23 protein-coding genes are annotated in these 25,999 nt (G+C 64.2%); 6 read left to right on the top strand and 17 right to left on the bottom strand.

Translation table 11 applies throughout. The features are described from left to right. Positions 1 to 117: 117 nt before the first annotated feature. Genes AC4NN3_RS02815 through AC4NN3_RS02800 form a run of 4 tightly spaced genes read left to right on the top strand, consistent with a single transcriptional unit; the run spans position 118 to position 4,503 of the window. The gene (locus tag AC4NN3_RS02815) at positions 118 to 1,038 is read left to right on the top strand and encodes a 2-dehydro-3-deoxygalactonokinase (RefSeq protein WP_491925602.1); all 921 of its coding nucleotides are present in this window, start codon (positions 118 to 120) and stop codon (positions 1,036 to 1,038) included. A 9-nt stretch (positions 1,039 to 1,047) separates the two neighbouring features. After that, a complete protein-coding gene (locus tag AC4NN3_RS02810; protein ID WP_491925601.1) occupies positions 1,048 to 1,659 on the top strand; it encodes a 2-dehydro-3-deoxy-6-phosphogalactonate aldolase in 612 nt (203 codons plus the stop codon). After that, a complete protein-coding gene (locus AC4NN3_RS02805) occupies positions 1,656 to 2,534 on the top strand; it encodes an SMP-30/gluconolactonase/LRE family protein (RefSeq protein ID WP_491925600.1) in 879 nt (292 codons plus the stop codon). The genes AC4NN3_RS02810 and AC4NN3_RS02805 overlap by 4 nt, the downstream gene beginning before the upstream one ends. 10 nt (positions 2,535 to 2,544) lie before the next feature. Next, positions 2,545 to 4,503, top strand: coding sequence for a beta-galactosidase (locus AC4NN3_RS02800; RefSeq protein ID WP_491925599.1), 1,959 nt, complete (start codon positions 2,545 to 2,547; stop codon positions 4,501 to 4,503). Here the strand turns inward: AC4NN3_RS02800 and AC4NN3_RS02795 are convergent. Beyond that, positions 4,472 to 6,619 carry a ComEC/Rec2 family competence protein gene (locus AC4NN3_RS02795; RefSeq protein WP_491925598.1) on the bottom strand — a complete coding sequence of 716 codons (2,148 nt, stop codon included), beginning with the start codon at positions 6,617 to 6,619 and terminating at the stop codon, positions 4,472 to 4,474. The genes AC4NN3_RS02800 and AC4NN3_RS02795 overlap by 32 nt on opposite strands. Before the next feature lie 77 nt (positions 6,620 to 6,696). Between AC4NN3_RS02795 and gltX the strand changes: the two genes are divergently transcribed. Both gltX and gltA read left to right on the top strand, forming a co-directional pair. Next, a complete protein-coding gene (gltX, locus tag AC4NN3_RS02790) occupies positions 6,697 to 8,115 on the top strand; it encodes a glutamate--tRNA ligase (protein ID WP_491925597.1) in 1,419 nt (472 codons plus the stop codon). 156 nt (positions 8,116 to 8,271) lie between these two features. Then, on the top strand, positions 8,272 to 9,561 hold the full coding sequence (gene gltA / locus AC4NN3_RS02785; protein ID WP_491925596.1) for a citrate synthase: 1,290 nt from the start codon (positions 8,272 to 8,274) through the stop codon (positions 9,559 to 9,561). Here the strand turns inward: gltA and AC4NN3_RS02780 are convergent. The 16 genes from AC4NN3_RS02780 to AC4NN3_RS02705 form a co-directional block, all read right to left on the bottom strand. Further along, positions 9,558 to 10,688, bottom strand: coding sequence for a lipid-A-disaccharide synthase (locus AC4NN3_RS02780; RefSeq protein WP_491925595.1), 1,131 nt, complete (start codon positions 10,686 to 10,688; stop codon positions 9,558 to 9,560). The two genes, gltA and AC4NN3_RS02780, sit on opposite strands and share 4 nt — an antisense overlap. Continuing rightward, positions 10,681 to 11,526, bottom strand: a complete 846-nt coding sequence (gene lpxI, locus AC4NN3_RS02775; RefSeq protein WP_491925594.1) for a UDP-2,3-diacylglucosamine diphosphatase LpxI domain-containing protein — start codon at positions 11,524 to 11,526, stop codon at positions 10,681 to 10,683. The genes AC4NN3_RS02780 and lpxI overlap by 8 nt, the downstream gene beginning before the upstream one ends. Next, a complete protein-coding gene (gene lpxA / locus AC4NN3_RS02770; protein WP_491925593.1) occupies positions 11,526 to 12,335 on the bottom strand; it encodes an acyl-ACP--UDP-N-acetylglucosamine O-acyltransferase in 810 nt (269 codons plus the stop codon). Before lpxA ends, lpxI begins: the two co-directional genes overlap by 1 nt. Next, positions 12,332 to 12,796 carry a 3-hydroxyacyl-ACP dehydratase FabZ gene (gene fabZ / locus AC4NN3_RS02765; RefSeq protein WP_491925592.1) on the bottom strand — a complete coding sequence of 155 codons (465 nt, stop codon included), beginning with the start codon at positions 12,794 to 12,796 and terminating at the stop codon, positions 12,332 to 12,334. Before fabZ ends, lpxA begins: the two co-directional genes overlap by 4 nt. Next, entirely contained in the window at positions 12,793 to 13,821 is a 1,029-nt protein-coding gene (gene lpxD / locus AC4NN3_RS02760; RefSeq protein ID WP_491925591.1) for a UDP-3-O-(3-hydroxymyristoyl)glucosamine N-acyltransferase, read from the bottom strand. The genes fabZ and lpxD overlap by 4 nt, the downstream gene beginning before the upstream one ends. A gap of 73 nt (positions 13,822 to 13,894) precedes the next feature. Beyond that, positions 13,895 to 16,033 (bottom strand): outer membrane protein assembly factor BamA, encoded by a 2,139-nt coding sequence (bamA, locus tag AC4NN3_RS02755; RefSeq protein ID WP_491925590.1) that lies wholly within the window; start codon positions 16,031 to 16,033, stop codon positions 13,895 to 13,897. Positions 16,034 to 16,217: 184 nt separating this feature from the next. Then, on the bottom strand, positions 16,218 to 17,375 hold the full coding sequence (gene rseP, locus AC4NN3_RS02750; RefSeq protein ID WP_491925589.1) for an RIP metalloprotease RseP: 1,158 nt from the start codon (positions 17,373 to 17,375) through the stop codon (positions 16,218 to 16,220). Between the two features lie 33 nt (positions 17,376 to 17,408). Beyond that, entirely contained in the window at positions 17,409 to 18,248 is an 840-nt protein-coding gene (locus tag AC4NN3_RS02745) for a phosphatidate cytidylyltransferase (RefSeq protein ID WP_491925588.1), read from the bottom strand. 17 nt (positions 18,249 to 18,265) lie between these two features. Then, complete coding sequence (gene uppS / locus AC4NN3_RS02740) at positions 18,266 to 19,027, bottom strand: undecaprenyl pyrophosphate synthase (protein ID WP_491925587.1); 762 nt, start codon at positions 19,025 to 19,027, stop codon at positions 18,266 to 18,268. Positions 19,028 to 19,056: 29 nt separating this feature from the next. Further along, entirely contained in the window at positions 19,057 to 19,611 is a 555-nt protein-coding gene (gene frr, locus AC4NN3_RS02735; protein WP_193335694.1) for a ribosome recycling factor, read from the bottom strand. Between the two features lie 26 nt (positions 19,612 to 19,637). Then, positions 19,638 to 20,348 (bottom strand): UMP kinase, encoded by a 711-nt coding sequence (gene pyrH, locus AC4NN3_RS02730; RefSeq protein WP_491925586.1) that lies wholly within the window; start codon positions 20,346 to 20,348, stop codon positions 19,638 to 19,640. Positions 20,349 to 20,554: 206 nt separating this feature from the next. Continuing rightward, complete coding sequence (gene tsf, locus AC4NN3_RS02725; RefSeq protein ID WP_491925585.1) at positions 20,555 to 21,484, bottom strand: translation elongation factor Ts; 930 nt, start codon at positions 21,482 to 21,484, stop codon at positions 20,555 to 20,557. 74 nt (positions 21,485 to 21,558) lie between these two features. After that, positions 21,559 to 22,359, bottom strand: a complete 801-nt coding sequence (rpsB, locus tag AC4NN3_RS02720; protein ID WP_491925584.1) for a 30S ribosomal protein S2 — start codon at positions 22,357 to 22,359, stop codon at positions 21,559 to 21,561. 542 nt (positions 22,360 to 22,901) lie between these two features. Beyond that, positions 22,902 to 24,251 carry an MFS transporter gene (locus tag AC4NN3_RS02715; RefSeq protein ID WP_491925583.1) on the bottom strand — a complete coding sequence of 450 codons (1,350 nt, stop codon included), beginning with the start codon at positions 24,249 to 24,251 and terminating at the stop codon, positions 22,902 to 22,904. A 290-nt stretch (positions 24,252 to 24,541) separates the two neighbouring features. Further along, positions 24,542 to 24,793: a hypothetical protein gene (locus AC4NN3_RS02710; protein WP_491925582.1), complete on the bottom strand. Its 252-nt coding sequence runs from the start codon at positions 24,791 to 24,793 to the stop codon at positions 24,542 to 24,544. A gap of 157 nt (positions 24,794 to 24,950) precedes the next feature. Then, positions 24,951 to 25,868 (bottom strand): aldo/keto reductase, encoded by a 918-nt coding sequence (locus tag AC4NN3_RS02705; RefSeq protein ID WP_491926451.1) that lies wholly within the window; start codon positions 25,866 to 25,868, stop codon positions 24,951 to 24,953. Positions 25,869 to 25,999: the final 131 nt, after the last annotated feature.

The following is a 25,999-nucleotide window of genomic DNA, read 5'->3' as shown; positions in this document are numbered from 1 at the left end:
AGACCCCATGGCACCGGTTCAGGCATCCTCAGCCCGGACCGGCAACGAAATTCGGTCTGGCTGAAACCGCCTTCAGCCATTAGGGTCGCGCCAAAATTGGCCGACGGGGAGCTTTTCGTGACCGATATCGTAGACTGGGTGGCCGTCGACTGGGGCACCTCCAACCTGCGTGCCTGGGGCATCGCCGCCGATGGCAGCGTGGCGCTGGAGCGCCATTCGGACAAGGGCATGGGCCGGCTGACACGTGAGCAGTTTCCCGCCGCCCTGAACGCGCTGCTCGAGGACGTCAAGGGCGCGCGCGGCGGCCCAATCGATGTGCTGATCTGCGGCATGGCCGGCGCACGCCAGGGCTGGCTCGAGGCCCCCTATCTGGTCGCGCCCACCGACCTGCGGGCCCTGCTGGCCAGCGCCGTGCGCCCCGACATGCCCGATAGCCGCCTCGCCCCCGCCATCCTCCCTGGCGTCTGCCAGAAGGCCGGCGCCGACAATGTCATGCGCGGCGAGGAAACCCAGTTGCTCGGCCTGGCTGCAACCCAGCCCGGCTTTTCCGGCATGGTCTGCATGCCGGGCACCCATTCCAAATGGGCCCAGCTCACCGCCACCCACATCGAGAGCTTCTCCACCGCCATGACCGGAGAACTCTACGAGGTGCTGCGCATCCATTCGGTGCTGCGCCATTCGCTGGCTGGCGACCTTGACGGTCCCGGCCGCGCCGACGGCTTTGCCCTGGGCGCACGGACTGGGCTCGACCACCCTGAAAAGCTGCTCGGCACGCTGTTTCAGGTGCGCGCCGGCGCGCTGCTGTCCGACCGCCAGCCCGACTGGTGCGCCGGCTATCTCTCGGGCCTGTTGATCGGCACCGAGATCGGCAGCAACCGTGATCTCATCGGCCAGCAGGTTGTGCCCTTGATCGGCGCCAGTGCGCTCTGCGCCCTCTATGCCCAGGTGCTCGAGATGATCGGCGCCACCGGGCTACCCTACGATTCGACCGCTATTGTCCTGGCCGGCCTCAAGGCCGCCCGCAGTTACGCCGCTTAGGAGCCTTTCATGGAACACCGTCACCTCATCGCCATCCTGCGCGGCATCACCCCCAGCGAAACCATCGCCGCCTGCCAGGCGCTGATCGACGCCGGCATCACCATGATCGAGGTGCCGCTCAACTCGCCCGACGCCCTGATCAGCATCGCCATGGCCTCCAATGCCCTGGGCGACGCGGCCACCATCGGCGCAGGCACCGTGCTGAGCAAGAAGCAGGTCTGGGCCGTCTCTGAAGCCGGCGGCACCTTCGTCGTCTCGCCCGACACCAACAAGCAGGTGATCGAGGAAACCATCCGCCTGCAGATGCTGTCCTTCCCCGGCGTCTTCACCCCCACCGATGCCTTCCGCGCCATCAAGGCCGGCGCAACCGGGCTCAAGTTCTTCCCCGCCGAAGTGCTCGGTCCCAAGGGCATCAAGGCGATGAAGGCCGTGCTGCCCCCCGAAATTCCGCTTTACGCCGTGGGCGGCGCTGCCCCCGACAATTTCACCGAATACTTCGCCGCCGGCTGCACCGGCTTTGGCCTGGGTTCCTATATCTACAAGCCCGGCATGGATGCTGCCCAGATCGGCGAACGCGCCGTCGCTGCGGTCGCCGCCTATGATGCGGGAGCCCCGGCATGACCCAGACCGCCAAGCTCATCCTCGACAGCCAGTGTTCCCTGGGCGAAGGCCCGCTCTGGCATCCCGGCCGGCAGGAATTGTTCTTTTTCGACATCAACAACGAGACGCTGTTCGCGGTGACCGCCGCCGGCGAGATCACCAATCAGTGGCTGTTCAACGAGATCGTCGCCGCGGCCGCCATCGTCGATGACGATACCCTGGTCCTGGCAACCGAGACCGGCCTCAAGGGCTTTGAACTGGCCACTGGCGGCATCGCCCCGATCGTCGGCATCGAGGCCAGCAATAGTGCGACCCGCACCAATGACAGCCGCGTGCATCCCTCGGGCGCCTTCTGGATCGGCACCATGGACAAGAGCGGCGACGACGCCGCGATCGGCGCCGTCTACCACTATCGCGCCGGCACGCTGACCACGCTCAAATCCGGCATTGCCATTCCCAATGCCACCTGCTTCTCGCCCGATGGTACCATTGCCTACTGGGCCGACACGCCGACCAAGAAGATCATGCAGGTCGCCACCGACCCGGCCACCGGCATGCCCATTGGCGACTGGACGCTGTTTGCCGATGTCTCGGAGGGCCGCGGCTATCCCGATGGCGCCGTGATCGACAGCGAAGGCTATCTGTGGAACGCCAAATGGGGCGGCTCCTGCGTCGTCCGCCACGCGCCCGACGGCTCGATTGACCGCATCATTGAAGTGCCGGTCAGCCAGGTCACCTGCCCTGCCTTTGGCGGCCCCGACCTCAAGACGCTGTTCATCACCAGCGCCGCCAAGAACCTGAGTGCCGACCAGCTCGCCGCCGAAAAGGTCGCCGGCGGTCTCTTCGCCATCGATGTCGACGTGGCCGGTCTGGCTGAAACCCCCATCCAACTCTGAGATTGCTGCCATGATCAACCCGACCCTGGGCGTCTGCTACTATCCCGAACACTGGTCCGAAGAGGTCTGGGAAAGCGACGCCGCGCGCATGGCTGCGGTGGGCATCACTTTTGTCCGTATCGGCGAATTCGCCTGGTCGCGCTTCGAGCCGACCCCGGGTGATCTGCACTTTGATTGGCTGATCCGCGCCATGGACGTACTGGGCAAGCATGGCCTCAAGGTGATCTTTGGCACCCCGACCGCCACGCCGCCGCGCTGGATGGTCGATCGGCATCCCGACATGCTCGCCGTTGACGCCCAGGGCCGGCAGAAGGGCTTTGGTTCACGCCGGCATTACGATTTCTCCCATCTCGGCTATCGCGAGGAGGCCGGCCGCATCACCCGCCTCTTGGCCGATGCCATTGGCGATCACCCGGCTTTGGCCGGCTGGCAGACCGACAATGAATATGGCTGCCACGGCACCACATATTCCTACTCACCTGCCGCCAAAGCCGGTTTCCAGCACTGGCTGGCCGCCAAATACGGTACGGTGGACGCGCTCAACACCGCCTGGGGCAATGTCTTCTGGTCGATGGAATATAACCGCTTCGACCAGGTCGAGCTGCCCAATCTCCTCGTCTGCGAACCCGCCCCGGCCCATGATCTGGACTTCCGTCGCTATGCCTCCGACCAGGTCGCCGCCTTCAACAAGGTGCAGTACGACATCCTCAAGGCCAAGCGCCCCGATCTGCCGGTGATCCACAATTTCATGAGCCGAACCACCGATTTCGACCATTACGACCTCGCCGAAACGCTCGATATTGCCAGCTGGGACAGCTATCCGCTCGGCCACCTGGCCGTCAGCACCGAGCCAGAAGAGGTCAAGCGCCAATATATGCGCCAGGGTGAGCCGGACAATGCCGCCTTCCACCATGATCTCTACCGCACCGTCGGCCATGGCCGCTGGTGGATCATGGAGCAGCAGCCCGGCCCGGTGAACTGGGCCCAGTTCAATCCCGATCCCCTGCCGGGCATGGCCCGGCTCTGGGCCTGGGAAGCCTTTGCCCATGGCGCCGAGGTCGTGTCCTATTTCCGCTGGCGCCAGGCCCCCTTCGCCCAGGAGCAAATGCATGCCGGCCTGCTGCGGCCCGACAGCGAGCCGGCGCCGGCCTATCACGAGGCCAGCCAGGTTGCCGAGGAACTCAAGGCTGTCGGCATTACCGGCCCCGCCACCAAGGGCAGCGTCGCCCTGGTCTTTGACTATCAGAGCGAATGGGCCTGGGAAGTCCAGCCGCAAGCCCAGGGCTTCAGCCACGCCGCCCATGTCCGGGCGCTCTACGCTGCCTTCCGCCGCCATGGCCTTGATGTCGATATCCTGCCGCCCAGCACCACCAGCTTTGCCGGCTATGCCATTGTCGCCATCCCAGCGCTGTTCGCCTGGAACGACGCCCTGCGCAGCGCCATTGCCGAGTTCGACGGCCACCTGCTGATCGGCCCGCGCTCGGGTTCCAAGACCGAAAATTTCTCCATTCCAAGCCGCCTGGCGCCCGACCTGCCGAGCAATCTGCTCGACCTCAAGGTCATCCGCGTCGAGACGCTTGATCCCAGCATTGAGGTGGAGGTCAAGGGCAGCGGCGCCGTGCATCACTGGCGCGAGCGTATCGAGACCAAAGCCAATGTCGTCATCGAGGATGGCGACGGCTGGCCGGTACTGGTCAACCAGGGCAAGCTGTTTTACCTGGGTGGCAGCGGCTCCAAGGCGCTGGTGCACCGCGTCGTCGACTACCTGATCGCCGAGGCCGACCTGCCCACCCTGTCGCTGCCCGCCGGCATCCGCTGCCGCACCCGCGATGGCCTGCGTATCTACGTCAACTACAATGCCAGCGCAGCGACACTGACCCCGGCCAGCGACGAGACCGGCTATGTGCTGGGCTCGGCCGACCTGCCCGCCGCCGGTGTCACCATAGCGCGACTCGCCACAGCCGGTTGAGATGGACAACGGCGGTGCGGATCTCGAACCGCGCCGCCGCCTTGTCCCATTTCAGCCAGTGCACGCCGCCGGCCTTGAGGTCGTCGCCGTCGATCACCTGACTACCTGTGCAGGTCTGCGGCGCCCTTAGCCGGGTGATCACCAGGTCATGGTTGCCGCAGTCCTCGGCAAAAGCCGCGGCATTTTTGATTACCGCGATGGAAAACGCCGGCGTCCGCGCCAGGCAGCCGAGGCTGTCGCAGCGCATACCGGGAAATGCCGCGGCGATCTCCTCCTGATAATGCTCGCTCCAGACATCGACGGCAAAGCTGCCCGTCCGCCCGGTCACCAGCGCCATGCCCGTCTCCCCGCGCACCACCACGGCCTGGGTCGTATCGGCAATCAGCACGTCGGGCCGCGGCTCGAAACCGACCAAGAGCACCAGCGGCACCGCCAGCAGCGGCCCGAGCAGGCGCCAACGCGTGCTGAAAAAGGCAAACCAGGCCAAAGCCGCCAGCCCGATCAACAGCGCCCAATGCGTCAGCAAAGGGTTACCGGTCAGGCCTTGGCTCCAGGCGGCCACCAGCGCGGCGACATCCACCATGCGCTCGATGCCCCAACCCAGCACGGCCACGAAAGGCGCATCGATTCCCAGCGGCATGGCCAGCACCGAGAGCACGCCAAACGGCATGATGACCAGGCTGACCAAGGGCAAAGCCAGCACATTGCCGAGCACGCCCAAAGGCGCGGTCTGCTGGAAATGATAGGCCGAAAACAGCAGCGTCGCCGTCCCGGCAATCAGGCTGGTCACCGCCGTGGTCCACACGGCGCCGCCCAGCCGCGCCGGCCAGGCGCGATCGGTCACCGGCGCAGCCCGCGGCAGCTCATAGATGCCGATCAGCGCCACCACGGCGGCAAAGGACAGCTGGAAGCTGGCGCGGAACACGCTGGCCGGATCGATCACCACGATGGCCAAAGCCGCCAGCGCCACATTGCGCATGGTCAGCGCCCGCCGCCCGGCCAGCACCGCGCCAAAGATCAGCCCCAGCATGATCGCCGAGCGCAAGGCCGGCACATTGGCCAGCCCGCCCGCCAGCAACATGTATCCGCCGGCGGCCAGGAGACCGACCATGGCAGCGAGCTTTTTGACCGGCCAGCGGTTGGCCGTGGCGGGAATGGACGCCAGCAGCCAGCGCAGCAGCCAGAACACCCCGCCTGCCACGATCGACAGGTGCAGGCCTGAAATCGAATAAATATGCGCCAGGCCGGACGCCGCCATCACCTCGCGCGTCTCGTCGGAGATGCCGCTCTGGTCACCCACCACCATGGCCCGGCCGATGGCCGCCGCGGCGCCCTCCAACTGCGCCGCGATCCGGCTGCCAATGGCCATGCGCAATTGTTCCACGCCGCGATTGCCGTCCAGTGCGGCGCCCTCGGCGATCCGCGCAAAGCCGCCGGTGACCGTGCCATAGGCGCCCACGCCGGCAAAATAGCCATGAAACTGCCCGTCAAAACTCCCCGGCAGCACCGGCCCCGGCACCGGGGTGAACCGCATCTGGCCGCGGATTCTATCGCCCGGCGCCAATGCCGGTGCCGGTGGCACCACCAGCCGCGCCCGCGCCATGGGCACCGGCCGGCTATCGCCCACGGGCACGAAGTCCGACACAATCACCCGCCGTGCTTCCTCGGTCGCCGAGACGATCTCCTCGACCCTGCCCTCGAATGTCCCATAAGCCGGATAGACCAGCATCGGCGTGCCGAACGAGAACCCATGCAGCGGCAACAGGCAGAACCCCGCCCAGCAGGCCACCAGCAGGCCCACCAGCGGCCGCCGCGCCGACTGGTACAGCGCCAGCCATAGCGCCGTCAGCACCGCGCCAATACCTGCCAGTGCCCAGGCCTCCGGCTCGGCTGGCAGGCCCGCATAGACGATCAGCCCGGCGATCATGCCAAAGGGCAGCAGTACGAACAGCCGCCGCCCCGCGACATCGGCTGCAATTGCCGCGACAATGGCGGTGTGCAAAGCTGGTTTGGCGGCGGGGCGGCGTGCCAGCGTCGCCTCGGCGACAATGGGAGCGGGCACTGTCGAGGCCTCGACCACGCCGGTTTGCCGCTCCAGTATTTCGCCCTGTTGCACCGGCTCTGCCCCCGCCCTTGCGCTCGTGCCCCTCTATGCTACACACGGCTCTCAATCTCTCCAAGCACTCCGGTCTCATGTCCCAGGTCGTCACCCGTTTCGCCCCCTCGCCCACTGGTTACCTGCATATCGGCGGTGCCCGTACCGCCTTGTTCAGCTGGGCTTTTGCCAAGAACCAGGGCGGCAAGATGCTGCTGCGCATCGAGGATACCGACCGCGAACGCTCGACCGACGCAGCCGTTGTGGCGCTCATCGATGGCCTCAAGTGGCTTGGTCTCGACTGGGATGGCGAACCGATCAGCCAGTTCGCCCGCGCCCCACGCCATGCCGAGATCGCCCGCGAGCTGGTCGCCATCGGCCACGCCTATTACTGCTACAGCTCGCCCGCCGAGCTCGACCAGATGCGCGAAGAGGCCCGTGCCGCCGGCAAGCCGCCGCGCTACAATGGCTATTGGCGCGATCGCGACCCCAGCGAAGCCCCTGCTGGCGTCGATCCGGTGATCCGCATCAAGGCGCCGCTGAGCGGCGACATCGTCGTCAATGATCACGTCCAGGGCAAGGTCGTCTTCAAGGCCGAAAACCTCGACGATTTCATCATCATGCGCTCGGACGGCACGCCCACCTATATGCATGCCGTGGTCGTCGACGACCATGACATGGGCGTCACCCACATCATCCGCGGCGACGATCACCTGACCAATGCCGCCCGCCAGATCATCATCTACAATGCCATGGGCTGGCCGGTGCCAGAAATGGCCCATATCCCGCTGATCCACGGCCCCGATGGCGCCAAGCTCTCCAAGCGCCATGGTGCCCTGGGCGTCGAGGCCTATCGCCAGCTCGGCTACCTGCCCGAGGCCCTGCGCAATTACCTGGCGCGCCTCGGCTGGAGCCATGGCGACGACGAATTCTTCTCCACCGAGCAGATGGTCGAATGGTTCAGCCTCGACGCGCTCAACAAGGGCGCAGCGCGCTTCGACTTCGTCAAGCTCGAGAACATTAACGGCCACTATATCCGCGAGGCCAAGCCGGATTACCTCTATGACGTGATGCTGGCCACCGCTGCCGAAGTCGGCCGCCAGGTCGACGTCGAGGGGCTTTCTGCCAACAAGGCGACGGTCCTCAGCGCCCTGCCCGAGCTGCAGCCCCGCGCCAAGACCGTGCTGGAACTGATCGACCTGGCCCAGTTCATCTATGCGACACGTCCGCTTGCTATTGATGCGGCGGCATCGGCCCTGCTGACTGCCGATTCCCGTGCCGTGCTGGCTGACATGGCTGAGGTGCTGCGCGGTCTCAACGATTGGTCGGTGCCGGCCATCGACGCGGCCATGCGCGTGCTGGCCGAAGCCAAGGGCCTCAAGCTGGGCAAGCTCGCCCAGCCGCTGCGGGCCGCCCTCACCGGACGCACCGTGTCGCCCGGCATTTTCGAAGTCATGGTGCTGATCGGCCGCGATGAATCCATGGCGCGTCTTGAGGATCAAATCAGCGCTGTCTAGTGCTATTAGCAGGGTAAGCCTTGCTTACCCATCAGTTGCCTCAGGCCGGTAAAAGCTGATACCTGTCCGAATATATATGTGACTGCCACATACACGGCCCCGACCCTGCCGAAATCCCCTTCCAACCGGGGTTCCGGGGCCTTCGAGGAGAGCTAAATGACCGATAAAGTCGCCAAACTCGTCATCGGGGACATCACCCACGAATTTCCCGTTCTGTCGGGCACCGTTGGCCCGGATGTGATCGACATTCGCACCCTCTATGCCAAGACCGGGCTGTTCACCTACGATCCGGGTTTCACCTCGACGGCGGCCTGCGACAGCGCCATCACCTATATCGATGGCGACAAGGGCGAACTGCTCTATCGCGGCTACCCGATCGACCAGCTCTCGGAAAAAAGCTCCTATATCGAAGTCTGCTACTTGCTGCTCTATGGCGAACTGCCCGGCAAGAAGGAACTGGCCGAGTTCGACGAGCTGGTCACGCGCCACACCATGGTGCACGAGCAGATGCACTATTTTTATCGTGGCTTCCGCCGCGATGCCCATCCCATGGCCATCATGACCGGCGTGGTCGGCGCCATGGCCGCCTTCTACCATGACTCCACCGACATCACCGATCCGCAGCAGCGCGAGATCGCCTCGATCCGCATGATCGCCAAGATGCCCACGATCGCGGCCATGGCCTATAAATATTCGGTCGGCCAGCCCTTCGTCTATCCGCGCAACGATCTCGATTACGCGTCGAACTTCCTGCATATGTGCTTCTCGGTCCCGGCCGAAAACTACGTGGTGAACCCCACCATCGCCAAGGCGATGGACCTGATCTTCACCCTGCATGCCGATCACGAGCAGAACGCCTCGACCTCGACCGTCCGCCTGGCCGGTTCGTCCGACGCCAATCCCTTCGCCTGCATCGCGGCCGGCGTGGCCTGCCTCTGGGGCCCCGCCCATGGCGGCGCCAATGAAGCGGCGCTCAACATGCTCAAGCAGATCGGCACCGTCGATCGCATTCCCGAGTTCATCGCCCGGGCCAAGGACAAGAGCGACCCGTTCAAGCTCATGGGCTTTGGCCATCGCGTCTACAAGAACTTCGATCCGCGCGCCACGGTGATGCAGAAGACCGCCAAGGAGGTCCTCGACCTGCTGGGCGTGCACAACAACCCGACGCTGCAGGTGGCCCAGGAGCTCGAAAAGATCGCGCTCGAGGACCCCTACTTCATCGAGCGCAAGCTCTATCCGAACGTCGACTTCTACTCGGGCATCATCCTCGAGGCGATCGGCTTCCCGACCTCGATGTTCACCGTGCTGTTCTCGGTGGCTCGTACCGTCGGCTGGATTTCCCAGTGGAAGGAAATGATCGGCGATCCGCAAAAGAAGATCGGCCGTCCGCGTCAGCTCTACAACGGCGCGCCGGCCCGCGACTACAAGGCTCTCGACGGGCGCTAGGCGCCGGTCCAGTGACTCAGGACCCGGTCAGCCGGGTCCTGGCGTGGCGCCTCTGCGGTGCCGCTCTCCATCAGCTGCGCAAGCTCGCCAAAGGCCGCAATCTGGTCCTGGCGGGCTTTTTTGTTGTCCAGCAGCTCGAGCAGGCTGCCTACCATGGCCCCGGCGTCAGGCTGCGCCTGCACCAGTTCGGTGACCTGGGGTCGGCCCAGGATGATATTGGGCAGCGACACCACCGGTCGCCCGATCTTGTCGAATACCCGCGCCTGATGGCTGTCCATCACATAGCTGACCACCATGGGCAGCCGCGCCAGCGCCAACTCCAGCGTGGCCGTCCCGGCCACCGACAGGGCGACCACGGCCCTGCCATAGAGCGCCCGCCGCTCGGCCCGCGCCGACACCACGCTGACCGGCACCTCCCAGTCGGCCACGGCAGCCTCGATGCGTGATGCCAAGGCCGGCAAGGTTGGAACGACCACGCCATCGATGGCTGGGTGGTCGGCCAGCGCGGCGACGACTTTTCTGAACAGCGGCAGGTGCCGCCGCAATTCGCCATCCCGGCTGCCGGGCAGCAGGATCAGCGGGCCGCGCTCGACCGGCGCGGTGCGTTCCAGCACCTCGGCCAGCGCCGGATGGCCGACATAGCTTGTTGGCGGTCCGCCCAGCTTTGCCATCACCGCCGGCTCGAAGGGCAGCACCGCCAGCACTTCGTCAAACAGCGGCGTGAGCTTGGCGGCACGCTCGGGCGCCCGCGCCCAGACGGTTGGCGCGCCATAAAGGATGACCGGCCCCACATGGCCATGCGCCTTGAGGCGCTTGGCGACCAGCTTGGAAAAGTCCTGCGCGTCCACCAGGACCACGATATCGGGCCGGCCGGCACGAATGGCGCGGGCAGTCTGCTCCACCCGCCACAGCAGCAGCGGCAGGCGCTTGAGCACATCGCTGATGCCCATCACCGACAGGTCGCCCATCGGATAGAGCGATTCCAGCCCCTGGGCGACCAGCTCGTCGCCACCCACGCCGCTCAGGCTCAGAGTGACACGCTGCCGCAGCCGCGCCACGAGGTCTGCCGCGATGCGGTCGCCCGACGGCTCCCCGGCCAGGATGAACAGCTTGAGCGGACTAGTCATGGTCAAGCCTCATGCCGATGACGGAAATGCCAAGCCTTGCCGCGGCTTCCACCAGGGCGGGCCGCTGCAGCACCAGGCTCTGCCCGGCTTCGACGGCGATCACCGAAATCCCGGCAGCGGCGCAGCGCTCCACGGTCTGCGGCCCGATCGAGGGCAGATCGACAAAGCCCGATTGCTGCGGCTGCCTTGCCTTGGCCAGGATCAGCGGCGCCGATCCGGTGCCGGTCGAGCCGCGCGCCCGCAGCGCCCCCACCCGGTCGATCAGCGCATCGGTGCCGCCGATATCCTCGACGGCAATGATCCGCCGCCCCGAGACGACCGCCGCCTGCCCGATATCGAGCGCCCCGATGGCCCGCGCCGTTTCGAGCGCAAAGGCGGCGGCGGCGGCATCGTCAAAACCAGGTCCGGCAAGGGCGCCCTCGCCGGCCAGCAGGTCGGGCGACAGCTCATGCACGCCCACGAGGTCGGCCCCGGCCATCTTCTTGAGCACCTTGGCCAAAGCCGCCAGGGCTGCATCGCCGATCGGCGTCTCAGCCACGCCCTCGCCCGGCGCCGCATTGCCATTGGCAAAGCGGATCAGCCCGGCCCGCGCCTTGTCGGGCAGGTCAATGCCGCCGGCCATGATGATATGGCTGGTGCGGAACACCTTGAGCGACCAGATGATGCCCAGCGGGTTATCGAGATCGACGCTGCCCATTTTGACGCCGGCAATGGCTTCGCGCGGCGCCAGGGTCAGCACCTGCACCTTGTAGCCAGCGGCCAGAGCCGCCTCGACCACATGCGGCACCAGCGCCCCGGTGCCGGCAAAGATCGTCAGCCGGCCCGCCACCTTGGCCATCACTCAGCGGCTGGGCCGTTGCGCGGAGTCAGAATCGGCCGGTCGGACGCGGCCATGATGAAGGCAACCACCTCCTGCACCAGCGCATCGTCCTTGAACAGATCGGCGGCATCCTCGACTCGCTCGCGCAGCGTGCCCTCATTGGAAAAGATCTGCCGATAGGCCGCGCGCAGGCGGTAGATCGCCTCGCGATCGAACTTGCGCCGCTTCAGCCCGACCAGGTTGAGCCCGGTCAGCGCCGCCCGATTACCCACGGCCATGCCGAAGGGAATGAGATCGCCATCGATCATCGAATGCGCGCCGACAAAGGCATGCGCCCCGACGCGGGTAAACTGGTGCACCACGCTGCTGCCGCCGAAAATGACATTGTCGCCGATCTGGCAATGGCCGGCGATGCCGACATAATTGGCCATGATCACCTTGTTGCCGATGATCGAATCATGGGCGACATGCGCGCAGGCCATCAGCAGGCAGTCATTGCCGATGCGGGTCAGCATGCCGCCGCCCTCGGTGCCCGGATTGATCGTCACCGACTCGCGGATGATGCAATTGGTGCCGATTTCCAGGCGCGACGCCTCGCCATGATATTTGAGGTCCTGCGGCTCGAGGCCAACCGAGGCAAACGGGAAGATGCGCGTGCCCGCGCCCACATTGGTATGCCCGCCAACCGTGGCATGCGACACCAGCTCGACATTGTCGCCCAGCACCACATGCTCGCCCACGATGCAGAACGGGCCGATCTTGACGCCCGCACCCAGCTGCGCGCCGGGGCTGACGATCGCCGTCGGATGCACGAATGCCGTGCTCACGAACTTGCCTCGACGATCATCGCCGTGATTTCGGCTTCCGCGATGACCACGCCGTCAACCTTGGCTTCCGCCTTGTAGCGGCCGACATTGCGCCGGCGCTGGATCTTGGCGATATGGAATTCGATGACATCGCCCGGTCCCGCCGGCTTGCGGAACTTGGCCTTGTCGACGCCCAGCATCAGCACGATGTTTTTCTTGCCCGTGCCGGAATCGTGTTTGATGACAATGGCGCCGGCTGTCTGGGCCATGCCCTCGATGATCAGCACGCCGGGAAAGATCGGATTGCCGGGAAAATGCCCCTGAAAGATCGGCTCATTGAAGGTGACATTCTTCACCCCGACCGCCGACGTGTCGCCATCGATCTTGATGATCTTGTCAATCATCAGGAACGGATAGCGATGCGGCAGGCTGATGAGGATCTCGGCAATGCTCATCGCAGTGAGCTCGGTGCTCTCGGTCATCCCCGCTTTACCCCTTTGGAAAGTTTACGCATGGTGGCGAGTTCACGCCAGAAATCGCCGATGTCCTGAGCGGGAGCGCCCGCCAGCTTGGAGCCTTCCGGCCAGTCCTTGGTCACGGCAGCCCGCCCATGCACGACCGAACCGGCGCCAATGCTCAGGTGACCGGAGGTGCCAACCCCGCCGCCCAACAGCACGCCATCGCCGAGCACCGTCGAACCCGACAGGCCACTCATCGCCGCGATCAGGCAATTGCGGCCGATCCGGCAGTTGTGGCCGATTTGCACGAGGTTGTCGATCTTGGTGCCTTCCCCGATCATCGTGTCGCCCAGGGCGCCGCGATCAACCGTCGAATTGGCGCCGATTTCCACCTTGTTCTGGATCAGCACGCGGCCCAGCTGCGGCAATTTCCGGTTGGAAACGCCGAAATCGAGCCAGCCAAAGCCCTCGGTACCGATGCGGGTGCCGGAATGGATCACCACCTCATTGCCGATATGGGCGCAATCAATGGTGCAATTGGCGGCAATGGTGGTGTTTCGCCCGATGGTCACCCCGGCCCCGATCACGCTATTGGCGCCGATCAGCGTGCCGCGCCCGATCTCGACGCCCTGCCCGAGCACGACATTGGCGCCAAGCAGCACGTCTTCTTCCAGCACCGGCTCGCCCAGATCGTCACGCCCGCCGGCAATGACGCTGCGGGTGCTGGCCGGATAGATGTAGTCGAGGAAGTCGGCAAACAGATGATGGGGCTTGTCGCTGACCAGCGCCAGGCTGCCCTCAGGCACGGCCTCCAGCAGCGCCGGCAGCACGATCACCAGGCCCGCGGCCGTTGCCCGCAGCGCGTCGGTGTAACTGGCATGGGCAGCCAGCACCAGGTCGCCGGGTCCGGCCGTGTCCAGATCGGTGACACCGGCAATGACGAAGTCAGGATCGGCCAGGCCAGCCAACAGGTCGCCGCGCCCAAGCGCGGTCAGGATGGTGCCCACTGTGGCTGGGCCAGCGAAGCGATGAAAACGAATATCGACCATGATGTCACTTAAAAGCATTGAGCCGCGGCGCTACCGCCCCGCGGCTCAATGAACTGTTTTACGCCATTTTTGGCTAGAGCAGAGTCTGCAGCGACAGCTGGAAGACCTGCGTACGATCGGCAGACGACTTGCTCAGCACATGAGCGACGTCACCACGCAGCGGACCGAACGGGCTATCCCAGATCAGCGACGCGCCGATCGAGGTCCGCCATGGGGTATCCTGGCTGGCGCCGCTGACACCCGAGGCAGGCGCAGCGCCCGTACCGGTACGCGGCAGACCATCAACCCAGGCCGCATCGGCCCAGAGCGCACCGCTCAGCCCGTAGCTCTCCGGCAGGGCCGGGATCGGGAAGCTCAGTTCGGCCGAGATACCGGCATACATGGTGGCGCCGAGATATTCGCCGCTATTCAGGCGCGGCCCGAGGCCACGGCTTTCAAAGCCACGGATCAGCGAGGTGCCTGGATTGAACGCCTCAACCGCATGCACGCCATTGCCGCTCATGTCGTTGATCACGCCAGCCTGACCCTTCAGGCTCGCCACCAGACCGGCATCTTCCAGCACGGGCACGAAATAACGGGCACGGGCTTCCGACTTGATCAGGTTGTGATCCCAGCCGATATACTGCTGGGTGAAGGTCGCATAGAGACCCTCGGTTGGCTTCTTGACATCATCGACGCCATTCCAGGTCAGGGTATAGCCAACAAACGCCTTGTTGAATTCCTGACCGTCAACCACCAGCGAGGAACGGTAGGCGGGATTGTCTGCATTGTCCTTGATGACCTTGTGCTCACCGCCGGCAAACACCGTGGCCGACAGGTCGGAGGTCAGCGGGATGCCCAGGCGGAACTGGCCGCCAGTGGCCTGCGAACCATAGAACGTGGTCGTCGTCTCTTCATTGATGCGATGGTAGGCGTCCACGCCGGCCGAAACCTTGAGGCCCATGAAGCGCGGCTCGGTGAACGAGAAGTCGAACGTCCGGCCGGCCTGCGATGCACCCACGGCAGCCCGCAGATACTGGCCACGGCCAAGGAAGTTGCGTTCCGTCAGCGAGAGTTCGCCCAGGATGCCATCGGAGGTCGAGTAACCGGCCGTCGCACCATATTCGCCCGTCGAGTCTTCGGTAACGGCAACGTTGATCACAACCTTGTCGGGAGCCGAGCCAGCTGCCGTCGTCACGCTGACGGCGGAGAAGAAGCCAAGCTCGTCGATATTGTTGCGACCACGAACCACCAGTGCACGATTGAAGGGGTCGCCTTCAGCGAACTCCAGTTCACGACGGATCACAAAATCACGCGTCTTGGTATTGCCGGTGATGTTGACGCGCTCGACATAGACCCGCGGGCCTTCATCGACCAGATAGGTGACCTTGAAGGTGCCGCTGGCAACGTCGCGATCCAGGCGAGCCCGGACGTCGGCGAAGGAGTAGCCCTGCGTCGTCGCTTCGTAGGACATGTCCTCGATGGTCGACTGCAGGTCGCTGACGGAATAGCGGCTGCCCTTGCCGGTCTGGACCGTGCCCTTGAGCACATCGGTGTTGAGACCGGCAATGCTGGTCTCGATGCCGACGTCGGAGAATTCGTACTTCTGGCCTTCACTGATGGTGAAGTTGACGAAGTAGGCGTTGCGGGCCGCATCATACTCACCCACCGAGGTCACCTGCGCATCAGGATAGCCGCGATTGGCGTAGTACAGGCGGACGCGCTCGCGGTCGACCGCAAGCTTGCGCTCGTCATAGCCGTCGTCCTTGAGCAACCAGCTCAGGAAGCCGGTTTCCTTGGTCAGCATGGCGCCCTTGAGGTTGCCGGCCGACAGTGAATTATTGCCCGTGAAGTTGATCGCCGCGATACCCGCGCGATTGCCTTCATTGACCACGAAGACCACGCGAACGCGGCCATCGGGCAGCGCCTCGGTGCGCGACGTCACCGAAACGCCGAGGAATCCTTCGCCGTCATAAGCCTGGCGGATGCTCTCGATGTCGGAAGCCAGCCGGCCCTGGGTGAAAATGCCGGAGGTCGACACATCAACCATGCCCAGCAGCTGCTTGTCGGTGAAACGCCGATTGCCCTCGAACAGAACCGAGCCAACCAGCTGCTCTTGGGCCTGGGCCGTCGCAACACCAACAAGTGGGATGCCGGGACCTGCGAGCGAAGCTGAGCCCAGTATCGCCAGCGCCAGGAACGCGCCGCGCATCAACTTGGTGGGGTGGATCATATTATTATTGCCTTCTGCGACCATGCCCAAGGAATCGCCATGCATAGCGCTCCCCCAAGCCAATTCCATTACACCGTTTTACCGCCTTTTTAACCAACGGCAAGGCGTAAGCCTCGTCGCGGTTAGCAAAAGCTTGGTGCTCTTGTATTCCTGCAACACCTTACAAACCAAGGTTAACCTGGGGTTAACGCAGGATCCCGAGATGCGCAAAGAGCGTATCATTAAAGAGCGTAAACACCATGAGACTCAGAACGAGGGCAAATCCGATGCGGAAGCCGATCTCCTGAACTTTCATGCTGAGCGGACGCCCTCTCACAGCTTCAACCAGATAATACATGAGGTGGCCGCCGTCGAGCATGGGTACCGGCAAAAGATTGAATATCCCGATATTTAGCGAGAGCAGAGCCGTCAGATTTATGAGTGCGATAATCCCCAGAGTCGCAACTTCCCCGGAAACCTTGGCCACCTTGATCGGTCCGCCCAGCTGCTCGACATCGCCGCGGCCGACAAAAAAGTCACCCAGAAAGGCGCCGGTGCGCTGCACGATGAAGCGGATCTCCTCGGTCGTCATGCCGATCGCCTCGATCGGACCGGGCCGGTACAACGTCACATCGGTCTGCTCGACATCCCGGCTCACCCCGATTCGACCGATCCGCTGCATATTGCCGAACCGGTCTTCCACCTCGGTGGCCTCGGGCAACAGCACCAGGGTCTCGCTGGCACCGCCGCGATCAAGGACCACCGTCACCTCGCGCTCCGGGCTGGTCGCCACCAGCCGCTGGAAATCCTCGAAGCCGCGCACGACATAGCCGTCCACCGAGATGATGATGTCGCCGGGCGCAATGCCGGCCGACTCGGCGGGGGAGCCGGCAATGACCTCACCCACCACGGGGGGGATGGTATAGCGGCCATAGCCCAGCAGCAGGGCATAGAGAATGACGAAGGTCAGAATGACATTGGCCGCCGGCCCGGCCGCCACAACCGCGATGCGCTGCCACACATTCTTGTTGGCAAACAGCCTGGGTGCCAGCGCGGGATCGGCATTGGCGATGGCCTCGTTGTCCGGCGTGCTGGCAGCGTCCATGTCGCCGACAAAGCGCACATAGCCGCCCAGCGGGATGGCCGACAGCCGCCAGCGCGTCCCCGCCTTGTCGTTCCAGCCGAACACCTCGCGGCCGAACCCGATGGAGAAGGTCTGGATGGCGATGCCATTCCAGCGCGCCACCAGATAGTGGCCCATCTCGTGTACGAAGACGATCACCGTCAGCACCGCCAGGAACGGCACCACATAGGTCAGCAGCCAGTAGATATTCGCAAAGGGCCAGGCGAAAAATTCGAGCATTGTCTTCCTTGTGCGGTCAGCGGTGTCGCCAGACTACCAGTAGAGCAGTCCTTGGGCGACCGACCCGAAACCGGCATGCAGTGTGCCGATGATCAGCACCAGCAAGATGCCGAATGTGAGGCTGTCGAGCCGATCCATCAACCCGCCATGGCCCGGAATGATATCGCCGCTGTCCTTGACGCGGAAATGGCGCTTGACCGCGCTTTCGCTGAGATCGCCCAGTTGCCCGAGCACGCTGATCACCGCGGACAGCACGAGGCCGATCCACCACGGCGAATCCGTGACCAGAACCCAGACCACCAGCCCTGCCCCGGTTCCCAGCGCCAGCCCGCCCAGCGCGCCCGACCAGGTCTTGCCCGGCGAAATGTCGGGCGCCAGCTTTTCCCCGCCGATCTGCCTTCCGGCAAAGAAGGCAGCCGAATCGGTCATCCAAACCACGGTGCCCAGATAGACCCCGGCCCAGACCCCGGCAAAACTGTCACCCCGCATAGCCAAAGCCGCGATGACAATGGCGCCATAGAGGGCAAGGCCCAGCACGCGCCACCACATTCCCTCGCCCCGGGCGACGAGCGCGATGCCGCAGGCAACGGCGATAACCGCCACACTGCTCCAGGCGCCCCAGAGCGGGAATACCAGGCCCGACAGCGCCACCAGCCCGATCAACACCATCCCGGTGCTGGTCAGCGGGGCGCGTGACACCATGGTTTCCCATTCGCGATAGGCGCCGGCAAACACCGCCCCCACCACGGCCGCAAAGAAGTAGCTGCCCACCAGCAGCGCGGCCGCGGTCAGGGCGATCAGCACCGACGCCGACATCAGGCGCGGCCCCAGGTCGGACCACAGGCGGCGACGCTCCCCGGACGGCTCAGGCACACGATTGCCAGGTTCACTCAAGATCGTGCCGCCCCTGTCCCGCCGAAACGCCGATCGCGCTGCGCATAGGTCTCGAGCACCCGCACAAAGCTGGCCTCGTTGAAATCGGGCCAGTGCTCGTCGACAAAGACGAACTCGGCATAGGCCGCCTGCCAGAGCAGGAAATTGGAAATGCGCTGCTCCCCGCTGGTGCGCAGGATCAGGTCGGGATCGGGCAGGCCCGCCGTATAGAGCGCCGCCTCGACCGTGGCCTCATCGATATCGTCCGGCGCCAGCCGCCCGGCGGCGACCTCGCGGGCAATCGAGCGGGTGGCGTCGACAATTTCCGCCTTGGCGCCATAGTTGAACGCCACCACCAGCACCAGCCCGGTATTGTCGGCCGTCTTGGCCTCGACATCGTCGATCAGCCGCACCAGCGACGGCTCGAGCCCTGCCCGCGTGCCGATGATGCGCACCTTGACATTGTTGCGGATCAGCCGCTGCAGGTCTGACGCAACAAACCGGCGCAGCAGGTTGAAGATGAACGCCACTTCTTCGCGCGGGCGTGACCAGTTCTCCGACGAGAAGCTGAACACGGTGAGGTATTTCACGCCATAGGTGATGCACAGCTCAACCATGCTGCGGAGCGCCTTGACGCCCTCGATATGCCCCTCGGTGCGGCGTTTGCCGCGGGCCGTGGCCCAGCGTCCATTGCCATCCATGATGACGCCCAGATGCGTCGGCACGCGCAGGGATGCGCGCTGCGCTGGGTCGGCGACGATGGCTGGATCAATCGACATCTACGCCCTCCCGGCGCAGCCGGTTCGGCTCAAACCTGCATGATTTCGGCTTCTTTGGCCGCGACGACGTGGTCGATCTCGGTCACGGCGGCATCGGTGGCCTTCTGCACCAGGTCGGACTGCGCGCGCGCATCGTCCTGGGCCATGTCGCCGTCCTTTTCCGCCTTCTTGAGCGCATCCATGCCGTCGCGACGGATATGGCGCACCGCCACGCGGGCGGCTTCGGCATAATTGTGGGCGACCTTGGTCAGATCACGGCGGCGCTCTTCATTGAGCTCAGGCAGCGGCACGCGGATGATCTGCCCCTCGCCCATCGGGTTGAGCCCCAGCCCGCTGTCGCGAATGGCCTTTTCCACGGCATTGGCCAGACTGCGGTCCCATACCTGCACGCTGAGCATGCGCGCCTCGGGTACCGTCACCGTCGCCACCTGGTTGAGCGGCGTGCGCGAGCCATAGGCCTCCACGGTCACGGGTTCCAGCAGGCTGGCACTGGCGCGTCCCGTGCGCAGGCCCGCCAGCTCGTCCTTGAGGGACGTGATGGACTTCTGCATGCGGGTTTTGATGTCAGTGAGGTCGTAGGCCATTCTTTCGTCCTTCCAGTCTGGCGCGTCTAGCCCACGCGGGTGGAGCGGGCGGTTCCCGCCAGCACACCGGCAAGGCCAGCGTCGTCGTCAAGCGCGTATACGATTATCGGCAAGCCATTGTCGCGGGCAAGCGCGAATGCGGCAGTATCCATGACCTTGAGGTTCTGCCCGATCACTTCGTCATAGCTGACGGTATCGTAGCGGGTCGCGGTCGGGTCCTTCTTGGGATCGGCCGAATAGACGCCGTCCACCTTGGTGCCCTTGAGCAGCACGTCGCATTCCAGCTCGATCGCCTTGAGCGCCGCGGCTGTATCGGTGGTGAAAAAGGGATTGCCGGTGCCTCCGGCGCAGACCACGACAAAGCCCTCGTCCAGCGCCGCCTTGGCAGCGCGGGCGGTGAAGCTGTCGGCCACCGACGGCATGGTCAGCGCAGAGAACACCTTGGACTTGACGCCCTGCCGGCTGATGGCATTGCTCAGCGCCAGCGAATTGATCACCGTGCCCAGCATGCCCATCAGGTCGGCGGTGACCCGGTCGGTGCCATTGGCAGCCACGGCCATGCCGCGAAAGATATTGCCGGCGCCGATGACGATGGCGATCTGCGTGCCGTTCTTGGCGGCATCGGCGATCTGCTTGGCGACCGATTGCAGGAATTCCGGCTCGATACCAAACGACTGGTCACCGGCCAGCACCTCACCCGATACCTTGAGCAAAATGCGCTTATAGGCAGGCACCATCGACGAACCCCTTACGGAAAACAGCGCGGGGCACCGAATCCGGCGGCCCGGCAGACACTAAGGCAAAAGCGCCTTCAAAAGAAAGCGCCGCACCGGGCAAAACAAACTCAGGCAGGGTCTTGTGCTCAATCCCCGGCCAAATCAAGGCGGCTTGGGGAGAACAGCGGGTGGACCCATGGGCCCACCCGCAATAAGCGACGACAGGATTACTTCTTGACGCCGGCAGTGGCGGCCACTTCAGCCGCAAAGTCGGTCTCGACCTTTTCAATGCCTTCGCCCAGGGCAAAGCGCACGAAGCGGGTCAGCTTGATCGGCGCGCCGACGGTCTTTTCAGCATTCTTGATCGCATCGCGCACCTTGGTCTCGCCATCGATCACGAAGGTCTGCGCCAGCAGCGTGACATCCTCGAAATACTTGCGCATGCGGCCATCGACCATCTTTTCGGCGATCTCGGCCGACTTGCCCGATTCCTTGACCTGCTCGAGAATGATGGCGCGCTCGCGGGCCACCACGGTCTGGTCGAGGTCTTCGGGATCGATCGACAGCGGATTGGTGGCTGCAATGTGCATGGCCAGCTGCTTGCCGAGAGCCGACAGGGCAGCCTTGTCGCCGGTCGATTCCAGCGCAACCAGAATGCCGATCTTGCCCAGGCCGGTCTTGACGGCGTTATGGACATAGCTTTCCACGACGCCGTCGCTGACCGAGACGAACTCGGTGCGGCGCAGGTTCATGTTCTCGCCGATCTTGGCGATGGCTTCGCCCAGCTCAACCGAAACTGTATTGCTGGTGCCGGGATAGGCCATTTCGCCCAGCTTGGCGACGTCGCCCTTGGCGTCGAGCGCCAGCTTGGCAATGTTTTCGACAATAGTCTGGAACTGCTCGTTGCGGGCAACGAAATCGGTTTCCGAGTTCACTTCGACAACGGCAGCCGTGGTGCCGGCATTGGCAATGCCAACCAGGCCTTCAGCGGCGACGCGGTCGGCCTTCTTGGCGGCCTTGGCGAGACCGCGCGTGCGCAGCCAGTCGATCGCCGCTTCCATCTCGCCATTGGTCTCGGCCAGGGCCTTCTTGCAGTCCATCATCCCGACGCCGGTTGCGTCGCGGAGCTGCTTGACCATTCCTGCAGTGATTTCCATGGGTTCACCTCTTGGCGGCCCCATTGCAGGGGCCGCATCGTTCAAAATCAGGACAAAATCCGCGGGGCGCGAACTTAGTTGATGGTGGGCTGCGCGACAGGCGCTTCTTCGGCGGCAGGGGCTTCGACCGGCAGGTCTTCAACCGGGGCCTGCTCACGGGCGCCGGCATCGGCACCCAGCGCCGAGGACGAACGGCCGATGCCGTCGATCGCCGCGCGGGAGATCAGCGAGGTATAGAGCTCGAGTGCGCGCGAGGCGTCGTCATTGCCGGGAACGGCGTAGTCGACGGTATCGGGATCGCAATTGGTATCGACAATGGCGATGACCGGAATGCCCAGGCGACGGGCTTCCTTAATCGCATTGGCTTCCTTGTTCGTGTCGATCACGAACAGCAGCGATGGCAGGTTGCCCATGTCCTTGATGCCGCCCAGGTCGCGCTCGAGGCGTTCCTGTTCGCGGCTCATCATCAGGCGTTCCTTCTTGGTGCGCAGCGCGAGTTCGTCATCGCCCATGGCTTCAAGTTCACGCAGACGGGCGATCGACTTGGAAATCGTCTGCCAGTTGGTCAGCGTGCCGCCGAGCCAGCGCGAATTGACGAAATACTGGGCCGACTGCTTGGCAGCCTCGGCGACCAGTGGAGCGGCCTGGCGCTTGGTGCCAACGAACAGCACGCGGCCGCCATCGGCAACGGTGTCGGAGACCAGCTGCAGCGCGCGGCTCAGCACGGGAACCGTCTGGCTCAGGTCGAGAATGTGGATGTCGTTGCGAACGCCGAAGATGTAGCGTTCCATCTTGGGGTTCCAGCGGTGCTTCTGGTGACCAAAGTGAACGCCAGCTTCAAGCAATTGACGCATAGAAAAATCGGGCAGTGCCATTGGGGCTGCTCCTGTTTACCGGTTGATGCCGCCACGAGGCCTTGCGGCGGTTGCCCGCCACCGGATGGCATTCCGGTTGCCCGAAAATACCTGCCTCGTGTGTGAAATCGCGCCGACACACGGTCGAACGCAGGGGCGATATAGGCGAAGCGGTCGAAAAGGGCAAGTACCTGCGCCCTGCCCGCTCGGGATAGCACTTATGCCAAGGCGCCGCCTGAAACGCGGTTTTCACAACAAGAGCGGACCCCGAGACGGCAATCGCCCCTGAGTAAGTTAAATAGTGAGACGACAGCCGTCTCGGGGCGCCGGTTTTTGGAACTGTTCGGTCCTAAGGAACGCTCGCCCTGTCGCAACCGAAGCGTGGAACCTGTGGAAGAGGCAAAACCTCCACCCGGCTCACCCCACCACTGTTCGCCTGCAGGCCGCCGTATGGGGTGATGGGCAGAGTATGCGCGCAGTTCCAGTTGCGGGGATAAGATGGACACATTCGTCGCCGCGTCGGCACGGCGCCAGCCCCGCACCGGTAACCGCACGCTTACGGTTCAGGCGGGACTGGCCACGGCCGCGCCGCCGTCCGCGTCGTCATCGTCCTTGCCCGCAGCATAGGCCCGCGACAGGTCGCGATAGGGCCGCGAATTGAAGGCGAGCACCGTCACCAGCACGCCGACCAGGCCGGCGAGGGTAAAGACCAGCGCGATGCCCCGGTCGGGCCCGGTACCGAACCAGTCCCCGATCGATCGCGCCCCTGCCCCATCGGTCATGAACGGGATGACCACGAACTGGGTGAGCGGCCCGATCAGGAAGGCCGTCACGGGCGAGGCGGATTGCTCCACCGATTGGGCAAAGCCGAACACCCGCCCCTGCCGCTCCAGCGGCACCACCTTTTGCAGCGTGGTATGTTCGGCCGCCTCGGCATAGGGCCCCAACAGCATCCAGACGAAACAGCCTGCCGCCAGCAGCCAGATCGAGGACTGCAGCGTGAACACGCAGCAGACCGACCAGGTGATGAGGTTGACCAGCAGCAGCGTGCGCAGCGGGTTCCTGCCCAGCCCGGTCCGGGCGATGATGATGCCGCTCAGGATGAAAGCGGTCGACAGTCCGCCGAACAGCAGGCCCCAGACCTCGACGCTCACCAGTGACAGCCCATAGGCGTCGAGCAGGGCCATGAAGACGCCACCCAGAAAATTGTTGAAGCAGGCAAAAAAGATCAGCGCAAACAGGCCCGGCACGGCTGATATCACCCTGATGGTGCCGGCAATATCGACGCGCCGGGGCTCGGCCGGGTCATCGGCGCTCGGCGCCACGCGACCCTCATCGATATGCACCAGGCCAAGATGCAGCAGCACCAGCATTGTGGAGCCCAGGGCCAGCCCGATCACGCCCAGCATGCCGGTATAGGCCACCAGAAACCCCGAAATCACCGAGGTGGTGAGAAAGCCGATGCCCGAGACCATGCCGACCAGGCCATTGGCCTTGTCGCGCTCGCCTTCGGGGACCAGGATCGTCACCAGCGTGGTCAGGGCGATGGAGCGGATATTGCCGGCAATCACCCCCAGCATCACCAGCAGCACGAAGCCCCAGAGATAGGGGCCATAGGGGTCGGCAAAGGCACCTTCCGGCTCCAGCAGCAGGATGACGAGACTCGCCCCGTAGAACAGCGCCGAAACCACGCTCGAGCCCAGCATGGCCGTCTTTTTCGCATTGTGATCGACGATCGAGCCGAACCAGAAGCCGAAACCCGCGGTGAGCACGAGATAGACGCCGGCGATCATGCCGGTCGCGAAGACCGACCTTGTTTCCAGAAAGGTCCAGAACGTGATGGCGAACCAGACGGTAAAATTGGTGATATTGGCCACAAGGTTATTGGCCAGGATCTGGTGAAACGGCTTCATCTATCGGTCCCGTACCTGAACCCGCGCGCCAGGCGGGCCTTGCTGAGTGTAGCTCTGCGCCGGCAGGCTGACGAGATGTGTCAGCAGCCGGCATCATGGCGACGAGTGGCGCAGGGCTGGTTCGACACGCTTGGGCGAGGAGCACATGGTCTACCGACGATTACGGGATGACGTGCCACAGGTCCCACAGATGCCGGGGCGGACCGGGCTTGATCGTCACGTTGGGGTGGAATGCTGACGGGCAGGTTTTGGCAAACGAGCGGCAAGAGCAGCCTCGGGTGGGGAACCGTTTACTGCAGGAACTTGCGCTGGCGAAAAAACCGCTCCTCAGCTGCTTTCTCTTTACGCAGCGACCAGAACAAAAAGGCCGAAACTCCGGTCATAAGCATGCCCGCAGCTGCATAAAGCAGTATCGTTAAGCCGAACCAGAAAGGCTGCTCAGCACGTAGGATTAGCTGACTGGAATGCCGCTGCAAAGGTAGTACGCCATCCGAGAGTAAGCCATGTGCGGCAAACCCAAATAGAATGATGGCCATGTACAAGAACAACAATCCGCCACGCATAGTGTTTCCCCGCTCACTGTCGAACAATGGTCGAACCAGAACCCTATCGCAACGCTCCGTAGGTGAGTTTGTTAATGGCCGCTTTAAGCGTCTTGTGATCAGAGGTCAAACGACCGCGATGGGGTCGATTCCCGCCCTAGATCACCGCCGCCCTTGGCCGATAGGCCCCTTCCAGTTCGGCGATGTCTTCCGGGCTGAGTTTCAGGTCGAGCGCGGCCACGGCATCGGCCAGATGCCCCGGTTTGGAGGCGCCGATGATCGGCGCGGTGACCAGCGGGTTTTGCAGGACCCAGGCGAGGGCGACCTGGGACATGGCGACGCCGTGTCGCTGGGCGACGGCTTGGACGGCATCGACAATGCCATGATCCATCTCGGCGGTGTCGCCATAGACCTTGGGAATGACATTGTCGGTGCCGGAGCGACCGGTGGCCTGGCCCCAGGGGCGGGTGAGCAGGCCCCTGCCCTGCGGGCTCCACGGGATGATACCGACGCCCTGGTCGGCGCAGAGCGGCAGCATTTCGCGCTCCTCCTCGCGATAGAGCAGGCTGAGCTGGTTCTGCATGGAGACAAAGGGGGTCCAGCCATTCAGCCTGGCGACATACTGGGCCTTGGAGAACTGCCAGGCGGACATGGACGAGGCGCCGATATAGCTGGCTCTGCCGGAGCGGACGACGTCGTGCAGCGCCTCCATGGTCTCCTCGATGGGCGTGTCATCGTCCCAGCGGTGGATCTGGTAGAGGTCGACATAGTCGGTCTGCAGCCGTTCGAGCGAGGCGTCGATCTCGCGCAGGATGGCGCGACGGGAGAGGCCGGTGGCATTGGCATCGGTGCGGCGGGTGGCGCCATTGACCTTGGTGGCCAGGACGATGTCCTCGCGGCGCACGAAATCCTTGAAGGCGCGGCCCAGGATTTCCTCGGAACTGCCGTCGGAATAGACATTGGCGGTGTCAAAGAAGGTGATGCCGAGGTCCAGCGCCTGGCGGATGAAGGGCCGGCTCTCTTCCTCGGGCAGGGTCCAGGAGTGATTGCCCTGGTCGGGAGCCCCATAGGTCATGCAGCCAAGGCAGAGGCGCGAGACCTTCAGGCCGCTATTACCCAGTCGCTTGTGGTCCAAAACCGCTCTCCCGCTCCGATATAATGCGCAGGCAGCGTAAGCCTTGGCGACGCCGGCTGCATAGGATTATT

It is taken from the genome of Devosia sp. MDV22-iso42, assembly GCF_058629155.1.
The sequence above is the reverse complement of the archived record's forward strand: the minus strand, read 5'-3'. Positions and strand labels throughout refer to the sequence as shown.